This window comes from Falsirhodobacter deserti (assembly GCF_004015795.1).
GTDB classification, from domain to species: domain Bacteria; phylum Pseudomonadota; class Alphaproteobacteria; order Rhodobacterales; family Rhodobacteraceae; genus Falsirhodobacter; species Falsirhodobacter deserti.
On record NZ_ML137218.1, the window covers coordinates 1,389,498 to 1,396,810 of the forward strand.

At 61.4% G+C, this 7,313-nt stretch carries 3 protein-coding genes, 1 tRNA gene, 2 rRNA genes and 1 pseudogene (1 of these 7 only partly in view); 3 read left to right on the plus strand and 4 right to left on the minus strand.

The annotated features are described in order from the left end of the window. From JX25_RS06955 to JX25_RS06965, 3 genes are read left to right on the plus strand one after another with little or no spacing between them, the layout of a single operon-like run. A complete protein-coding gene (locus tag JX25_RS06955; RefSeq protein WP_128254321.1) occupies positions 1–1,002 on the plus strand; it encodes a 4-hydroxyproline epimerase in 1,002 nt (333 codons plus the stop codon). Continuing rightward, the gene (lhpI, locus tag JX25_RS06960) at positions 999–2,657 is read left to right on the plus strand and encodes a cis-3-hydroxy-L-proline dehydratase (RefSeq protein ID WP_128254322.1); all 1,659 of its coding nucleotides are present in this window, start codon (positions 999–1,001) and stop codon (positions 2,655–2,657) included. Before JX25_RS06955 ends, lhpI begins: the two co-directional genes overlap by 4 nt. Before the next feature lie 12 nt (positions 2,658–2,669). After that, complete coding sequence (locus JX25_RS06965; protein ID WP_128254323.1) at positions 2,670–3,698, plus strand: trans-3-hydroxy-L-proline dehydratase; 1,029 nt, start codon at positions 2,670–2,672, stop codon at positions 3,696–3,698. 208 nt (positions 3,699–3,906) lie between these two features. Here JX25_RS06965 and JX25_RS06970 read toward each other — a convergent pair. From JX25_RS06970 to JX25_RS06985, 4 genes and pseudogenes are all read right to left on the minus strand, one after another. After that, a pseudogene (locus JX25_RS06970) lies at positions 3,907–5,078 on the minus strand (IS3 family transposase). A 170-nt stretch (positions 5,079–5,248) separates the two neighbouring features. Then, positions 5,249–5,325: transfer RNA gene (locus JX25_RS06975), tRNA-Met, on the minus strand. Positions 5,326–5,407: 82 nt separating this feature from the next. Further along, positions 5,408–5,522, minus strand: a 5S ribosomal RNA gene (gene rrf / locus JX25_RS06980). Between the two features lie 116 nt (positions 5,523–5,638). After that, a 23S ribosomal RNA gene (locus JX25_RS06985) occupies positions 5,639–7,313 on the minus strand (it continues 1,151 nt past the right edge of the window).

Sequence of the window (7,313 nt, forward strand, 5' to 3'; positions counted from 1 at the left end):
ATGGCCTCGCACACGTTTTCATGCATCGACGGGCACACCTGCGGCAATCCCGTCCGGCTCGTCTCGGGCGGCGGGCCGCTGCTGACCGGCGCGAACATGCTGGAAAAGCGCGCCCACTTCCTGCGAGAGTTCGACTGGATCCGCACCGGCCTGATGTTCGAGCCGCGGGGCCATGACATGATGTCGGGCTCCATCCTTTATCCGCCGACGCGGCCCGATTGCGATGTCGCCGTGCTGTTCATCGAAACGTCGGGCTGCCTTCCCATGTGCGGGCACGGCACCATCGGCACGATCACCATGGCGATCGAAAACGGCCTGATCACGCCCCGGGTGCCCGGCCAGTTGTCCATCGACGCGCCGGCGGGCAAGGTGGACATCACCTATCGCCAGGAAGGCCGCTTCGTGGAGGAGGTTCGCCTGACGAACGTTCCCGGATTCCTGCACGCCGAAGGGCTGACGGCCGAGGTCGAGGGACTGGGCGAAGTCGTGGTCGACGTGGCCTATGGCGGCAACTTCTATGCCATCGTGGAGCCGCAGAAGGTCTTCCGCGACATGGCCGACCACACGGCGGGCGAGCTGATCGGCTGGTCGCCCAAGCTGCGTGCCGCGCTGAACGCGAAATACGAGTTTATCCACCCCGAGCATCCGGAGATCCGTGGCCTGTCCCATATCCAGTGGACCGGCGCGCCGACCGTTGAAGGTGCCCATGCCCGCAACGCCGTTTTTTATGGCGAAAAGGCCATCGACCGGTCACCCTGCGGCACGGGAACCTCGGCCCGGATGGCGCAGCTTGCGGCCAAGGGCAAGCTGAAGGCGGGCGATGAATTCGTGCATGAATCCATCATCGGCAGCCTGTTCAAGGGCCGTGTGGAAGCGGAAACAACGGTTGCGGGCAAACCGGCCATCATCCCCTCCATCGCCGGATGGGCGCGGATGACAGGCTACAACACTATCTTCATCGATGATCGCGATCCCTTTGCGCACGGCTTCGTGGTCAAATGACTGCCCGGATCGTCGTCGCCGGTCAGGCCGAAGGGCCCGTGGTCCACACGGCCGAGGGACTGAGCTTCTGGGGCGGTGTCGATCCGGCCACGGGCATCGTGATCGATGCGCATCACCCACTGGCGGGGCAATGCCTGACCGGCGCGATCCTGATGATGCCGACCAGCCGCGGCTCCTGCACCGGAAGCGGGGTTCTGCTGGATCTGGCGCTGACGGGGCGTGGACCGGCCGCACTTGTCTTTCGGGGGCCCGAGGACATCCTGACCCTGGGCGCGCTGATTGCCGGCCGAATGTTCGGCCGTGCCCTTCCTGTCTTGCGGCTGGACGAGGCAGAGTTCGACGCCCTGTCCCGCGCCACCCATGCCACCATCACCGACACGCATCTTCAGGCGGGAGGGCGGCGCTTTGCTCTTTCGCCGCTGCCCATTTCCGCAATGCAACTGACGGCGCAGGATCATGCTATGCTGCAAGGCTCACCCGCCCAGAAGCTGGCGATGGAGGTGATCTGCACCATGGCGGCCCAGCAGGGTGCGACCGCGCTGATCGACGTGACGCAGGTCCATATCGACGGCTGCATCTATGCCAGCCCCGCCAACCTGCTGTTCGCCGAAACGATGGCAGAGATGAGGGCGCAGGTTTGCGTGCCGACCACGATGAACGCGATTTCGGTTGATCGGCAGAACTGGCAGGCTCAGGGCGTGCCGCCGCAGTTCGGCGGCCCCGCCAGTCGCTTGGCCGATGCCTATGTCCGGATGGGTGCGCGGCCAAGCTTCACTTGCGCCCCTTATCAGCTTCCAACCGCGCCCGCGCAGGGGGAGGCGGTGGCCTGGGCCGAATCCAACGCCGTCATCTACGCAAACTCGGTCCTTGGGGCGCGAACGGTGAAGCATCCGGACTTTCTGGACCTGATGATCGCCCTGACCGGCCGTGCCCCCTTGTCTGGCGTGTATTTGTCCGAAGAACGGATCGCGCGCCGCATCCTGAAGGTAGACCTGCCGTCGGGCGCAGACGACGCGGTCTGGCCCCTGATCGGCTATGTGGCGGGCTTGCGTGCGCCGGATCGCATTCCGCTGCTGACGGGCATCACGGTCAGGCCCGATGCCGACGCGCTGAAGGCGCTGTGTGCGGCCTTCGGAACCACATCCGCCGCGCCCATGCTGCACATCGAGGGTCTCACGCCCGAGGCGGACCAGATCGATCCGGAGGCCGACACCGCCACCATCACCCGCGCCGATTTGGCCGCCGCGTGGCGCCAATTCAACTCCGGACCCGCTGAGATTGACCTTGTGGCCTTGGGCAGCCCGCACTTTTCGCTGGCCGAATGTCGGGCGCTGTCGGGGGTGGTCGGCGGGCAAAAGATGCGGGTGCCCACCATCATCACCTGCGGCCATGACACTATCGCAGCGGCAAAGGCGGACGGCACCCTTGCGATATTGGAGGCGTTTGGCGCCCAGATCGTGCCGGACCTCTGCTGGTGCTCTATTTCAGAGCCGGTGTTTCCACCTTCGACCCGCACGCTGATGACGAATTCCGGCAAGTACGCCCATTACGCCCCGGGTCTCTCCGGCCGCGCTGTGCGCTTCGGCAGTCTGGCCGATTGCGTGGCCGCGGCAGTGTCCGGGCGGGCACCGGACCATCTTCCCCTCTGGCTTTGATAAGGATCCAAGATGCGCAGCCGCAAGACCATCCACGTTATCTCCTCCCACGCCGAGGGAGAAGTGGGCGATGTCATCGTCGGCGGGGTGGCCCCGCCCCCCGGCGCCACCTTGTGGGAGCAAAGCCGCTGGATCGCCAAGGATCAGACCCTGCGCAACTTCGTGCTGAACGAACCGCGCGGCGGCGTCTTCCGCCACGTCAACCTGCTGGTTCCGCCAAAGAACCCCGCCGCCGACGCCGCCTTCATCATCATGGAGCCGGAGGACACGCCGCCCATGTCCGGCTCCAACTCCATCTGCGTGGCAACGGTGCTTCTGGATAGCGGCATCCTGCCCATGCAGGAACCGGTGACGGAAATCGTGCTGGAAGCCCCCGGCGGGCTGGTCAGGGTGCGCGCCGAGTGCCGGAACGGCAAGGCAGAGCGGATCTTCGTGCAGAACCTGCCCAGTTTCGCCGCAACGCTGGATACGAGGCTGGATGTGGAGGGGCTGGGCACGCTGACCGTCGACACGGCCTATGGCGGCGACAGCTTCGTGATCGTCGATGCGGCGGCATTGGGGATCGAGCTTACGGCCAACAACGCCCACGCCATCGCGACGCTGGGCGTGCGGATTACTAACGCGGCCAACGCGAGCCTGCGCTTTCATCATCCGGAAAACCCCGACTGGCGACACTTCTCCTTCTGCCTGTTTGCTGGGGAAGTGGAGCAAACGGAGCATGGTCTGCGAACCACTGCCGCCGTCGCGATCCAGCCGGGAAAGGTTGACCGCTCGCCCACCGGAACAGCATTGTCAGCGCGGATGGCGGTGCTTCACGCGCGGGGAAAGATGGGCCTGATGGACAGCCTGACGGCCGTCTCGCTGATCGGATCGACCTTCACGGGCCGTATTCTGGGCGAAACTACAGTCGGTGGCCGCCCCGCAATTCTGCCCGAGATTTCGGGACGCGCGTGGATTACGGGAACGCACCAGCACATGCTGGACCCAACGGACCCGTGGCCCGAAGGCTATCGCCTGTCGGACACATGGGGCGCACGGTAGGCTCTCCGACCGCGAGGACGCCGCCGTCGATGGGCAACGTCGCGTCCGTCAGCATCTGCGCCTCATCTGACAGCAGCTTCGGCGGAGCGAACGACGCCTTCCCCGTGCCCTGCCCCCATTTTTAGTCCCGCGTTTATGTCGAGAGGCTGTCGGTTTTTCCGCTGCTCCCCAATCCTAGGCTGCCGGATGCTGGAGTTTTCCGGCTTGGTCATGGCGACGGGCTGGCTGCGTCGCCGGAATACTGCAGGGGGGTCGGAACATTGTATCCGATCGCGCTGTGGGATCGTCCTCGTTGTAGTGTCGACGCCAACCCCAGCTTTTCCCGCGCATCCGCAAGGCTCATGAACCAGTGCGCGTTCACGCATGCAGACCGGAGCTTGCTGTTGAACGCTTCGATGAAGCCGCTGTCTGTCGGCTTGCCGTGACGTGAGAAGTCCGGGGTTACGTTGTTGACGCAAGCCCACAGATCGAGGTCACGCGATGAACTCACTGCCATTGTCCACCCTGATCGTCTTTGGGTGGCCAATCTGGGCGCAGACCTGTTCTGAAGTCCGCACGACATCTTCGCTGCGATACGTGAAGCGGGGGTCCGCGGCCGGACAAAGACGGGAATGCGTGTCGACGATGGTCAGGATCCGCAGCTTGCTGCCCAGGGCCAGCCGGTCATGGACAACATCCATGGCCCAGGCATCATCGGCCCAACGACCTCGGCGCGATCATCGCGCATCTGCCTTGACCCGCCGCTTCGGATGCTTGTTCCTGAGCTGCAGACCCAACTCGTTGTAAATCCGTCGGGTCTTCTTGATGTTCACCTGCCATCCTTCCTGTCGCAGCAACACGTGGACACGCCGGTATCCGTAGCGCACCCGCGTTTGGCAAACTTCCTGATCCTTAGTTCCAAAGCGGCCTGCCCGGTTCGGCGGGATTTGTAGTGGTAGCCCGATGGGTCGAAGCGCAGGGCCCCACATGCCCGGCGGATCGACACACCCCAGCCCACCAACATCCCATCGACCAGTTCCCGTGAGCGGGCAGGGTGAGCCAGCAGGCGCCACCGGTTCAAGCCGGCTGGCGAACGAGCTTTCGGCGGATAACGTCCTGCAACATCTTCCAGTCCAAGGTCAGGTCAGCCACGATCTTCTTCAGCCGGCTGTTCCCGTCCTCCAGCGCCTTCAGCCGGCGCATATCATCAGGCAGCAACCCTCCATACCGCGTTCGTCGATTGAACAGTCCACTGGACTGTTCAATGATCCTCCTTACTCCAGTTGAAGCAGGACGATTGGTGATCCCTGCCTTGCGGCAGATCTCCGCCACCGGCGTGCCTTCCTAGCCCTGCTTCAGGATGGATGCCCTCTGCGCTTCCGTAAACCTCGACACCTTCATCGTCTTCAGTTTCTCTCCCAGCCAGAGAATGTTAGCCGAAAACTCCAGCTTCAAACTGTCCAGTTCTCAGGGGCGCATCGTCTCGAGATCGAGGGAGATTTGGCGCAGATGCTACGCAAATCGGCGCCGAGTGAGCTCGACGCCGTATCTGGTGCGGATTTCGCGGAATTTGGTTGCGGGAGCAGGATTTGAACCTGCGACCTTCAGGTTATGAGCCTGACGAGCTACCGGGCTGCTCCATCCCGCGACGTTTGCGCTGCGATTATTTTTGTGCGGCGCTGTTTTTTGATCTTGTGAGGGTTTGTTCTGAGAGATTGGGTTCTTTTCAGGTTTGGCGGTGACCTACTCTCCCACGTCTTAAGACGCAGTACCATTGGCGCGACGGCACTTAACGGCCGAGTTCGGGATGGGATCGGGTGTTTTGCTCGTGCTATGACCACCAAACCGGAGAAGAACCCATTCCCTGGCGGGAGCCAGGGAGGTTTCACAACATCAGGGACATGGTTTTTCATGTCGCTTGTTCAAGTCGGTGTTTGCTTTTGATCCTGCTTTTTCTGGATCAAATCAAGCCTATCGGGCAATTAGTACCAGTCAACTGAATGCGTTACCGCACTTACATCTCTGGCCTATCGACGTGGTGGTCTTCCACGGCCCTCAAGGGAGACCTTGTTTTGAAGGGGGCTTCCCGCTTAGATGCCTTCAGCGGTTATCCTGTCCGAACATAGCTACCCAGCACTACCGTTGGCACGATAACTGGTCCACCAGTGGTTCGTTCACCCCGGTCCTCTCGTACTAGGGGCAACTCTTCTCAAGTCTCCTACACCCACGGCAGATAGGGACCGAACTGTCTCACGACGTTCTAAACCCAGCTCACGTACCTCTTTAAATGGCGAACAGCCATACCCTTGGGACCTGCTCCAGCCCCAGGATGAGATGAGCCGACATCGAGGTGCCAAACGATGCCGTCGATATGGACTCTTGGGCATCATCAGCCTGTTATCCCCAGAGTACCTTTTATCCGTTGAGCGATGGCCCTCCCACTTGGGACCACCGGATCACTATGGCCGACTTTCGTCTCTGCTCGACTTGTCAGTCTTGCAGTCAGGCTGGCTTCTGCCATTGCACTCAACGACCGATTTCCGACCGGTCTGAGCCAACCTTCGCGCGCCTCCGTTACAATTTGGGAGGCGACCGCCCCAGTCAAACTACCCACCACGCAGGGTCCCGGATCCGGATAACGGACCGCGGTTAGACATCAAGAGTGCGAAGGGTGGTATCTCAAGGATGGCTCCACGGGAACTGGCGTCCCCGCTTCGATGCCTACCACCTATCCTGCACATCACAATCCTGATGCCAGTGCGAAGCTATAGTAAAGGTTCATGGGGTCTTTCCGTCTAACCGCGGGAAGTGTGCATCTTGACACACAGTTCAATTTCGCTGAGTCCACATCAGAGACAGCGGGGAGATCGTTACGCCATTCGTGCAGGTCGGAACTTACCCGACAAGGAATTTCGCTACCTTAGGACCGTTATAGTTACGGCCGCCGTTTACTGGGGCTTCAATTCGGAGCTTGCACCCCTCCTTTTAACCTTCCAGCACCGGGCAGGCGTCAGACCCTATACGTCGCCTTACGGCTTCGCAGAGCCCTATGTTTTAAGTAAACAGTCGCCACCCCCTGGTTTGTGCCCCCCACACACACTTGCGTGCACGTGGGGCCTCCTTCTCGCGAACTTACGGAGGTATTTTGCCGAGTTCCTTTGATGTGGTTCTCTCAAGCGCCTTGGTATTCTCTACCAGTCCACCTGTGTCGGTTTAGGGTACGGTCTCATGGAGGGCTATTTCCAGGAACCTCTAAGCAGCCCGTTCAATCCGATAAGAACGAACTACCCTCGAGATCCGTCACTTCCTCCTGGCCCAGGAATATTAACCTGGTTCCCATCGACTACGCCTTTCGGCCTCGCCTTAGGGGCCGGCTTACCCTGCTCAGATTAGCTTTAAGCAGGAACCCTTGGACTTTCGGCGACAGGGTCTCTCACCCTGTTTGTCGCTACTCATGTCAACATTCTCGCTTCTGATCTCTCCACCGGATGCCTTACAGCCCGGCTTCACAGAAAGAACATTGTCTGCGCTGCCCGAAGGCAGAACAGACAGCGTTCTATATCACAGAACGCTCCGCTACCACGCATATCGCTATGCATCCTGAGCTTCGGCTCGTGGCTTGAGCCCCGTTACATC

What these genes read in the sequence shown, in the direction of transcription:
- lhpI (WP_128254322.1), top strand. Translation starts at nt 999, where the DNA reads ATGACTGCCCGGATCGTCGTCGCCGGTCAGGCCGAAGGGCCCGTGGTC.
- JX25_RS06955 (WP_128254321.1), top strand. Translation starts at nt 1, where the DNA reads ATGGCCTCGCACACGTTTTCATGCATCGACGGGCACACCTGCGGCAAT.
- JX25_RS06965 (WP_128254323.1), top strand. Translation starts at nt 2,670, where the DNA reads ATGCGCAGCCGCAAGACCATCCACGTTATCTCCTCCCACGCCGAGGGA.